2 protein-coding genes are annotated in these 1,188 nt (G+C 64.1%); one reads left to right on the plus strand and one right to left on the minus strand.

The features are described from left to right. The coding region (locus ACZ38L_RS39585; protein ID WP_465703025.1) for a hypothetical protein at positions 1 to 322 on the plus strand (322 nt) is incomplete at its 5' end. Positions 323 to 431: 109 nt separating this feature from the next. Here the strand turns inward: ACZ38L_RS39585 and ACZ38L_RS39590 are convergent. After that, entirely contained in the window at positions 432 to 1,016 is a 585-nt protein-coding gene (locus tag ACZ38L_RS39590) for a GNAT family N-acetyltransferase (protein WP_465703027.1), read from the minus strand. Positions 1,017 to 1,188: the final 172 nt, after the last annotated feature.

Genomic DNA, 1,188 nt, shown 5'->3' on the forward strand with positions numbered 1-1,188 from the left:
AAGCGAATCTCGAATGCCTGACCGGCAGAGATGCCCCAATGTCACCCCATCGAGCGACGCCAAACCCGGCATTACGGCGCGAACCGCACTCTCAGGACTGCTGCTTCGCACCTTCGTTTGGCTGCTCGGAGTCGATGCGCGCGACTACGCTGCGGAAATCGGGCATGCCGAGATGGACGGTGCTGTGCCGGGCCGCGAAGTCGCGCATGGTGGCGAGCTCCTGTTCGGCGGCGGCAAGGCTGGCCTCAATCTCGGCGGCTTCACCCCAGGGGCATTGCAAAGTCTCTTGATCTTGTGCCTGTGCTGGTCAGGCGATTCCTAGAAGGTCGGCCGGTAGGAGAAGGGTTCGCCGGAGAGGTGGCGGAGTTCGGCCGTGCTGATCGGTCCTTGCTTGCCGAGAGCGACGCGTCGTGGCCAAGTGACGCAGCGGGTCAGCCTGCGGCGTCCCGGAGTTGCTGCCATTCCCGATCGAGCAGGGCCATGCGCACGGCATCGATCCATTCGCCCTCGTAGAGCAGGCTCTCGCGCTCGATGCCCTCGACCGCGAAGCCAACCTTCTCGTAGACGTGGCGGGCACGCGGGTTGAAAGCATACACGTGCAGCGAGATCCGATGCAGGCCCAACTGCTCGAACCCGTAGCCGATGATCAAGCGGGCGGCCTCGGTCCCCAGACCTCGATCGCGTCCTTGGGGACCGAGCAAGGTGCGGAAGTTGCAGCTGCGGTTGTGCTCGTCCCACTCGTTGAGCACGACCTCGCCGACCAGGCCCCCGCTGACTCGATCGATGACTGCCAGGTCCAGCCGGTCGTCCTGGTGCGTCCGAGTGGTGTAGACCTCATAGAGGAGCGCTTCATCGAAGTTGAGGTGGGCGCCGCCGGTGTACATGCGGACCTGCGGGTCTCTGATGATCGCGGCGATGGTCGGAACGTCCTCCGCTTGGAACGGTCGAAGGAGAACATTCCGCCCGACCAGCGTGGGTTTGATCGCGAAGTCGGCCCGCACTGACTCATGTGCCATCCGCCAATTCTTGTTGATCAGTGGCGGGCCCGGCAAACAGCTTTCTGCTGCTGAGCGTCTCCTGATGGGCTCGTGGCGGTGCTGTCAGACATCCCATGCCGTAGTGGTGTCAAGCGGCGGTTGGGAGGGTTGCGTGGTGTGACCAGGCGGTGGCCTCGTCGTAGAGGGTGCG

It is taken from the genome of Kitasatospora sp. NPDC024654, from assembly GCF_055559155.1.

Bases quoted from the DNA above. Each gene is read 5' to 3' on its own strand.
- ACZ38L_RS39590 (WP_465703027.1), bottom strand. From the start codon at position 1,016: ATGGCACATGAGTCAGTGCGGGCCGACTTCGCGATCAAACCCACGCTG.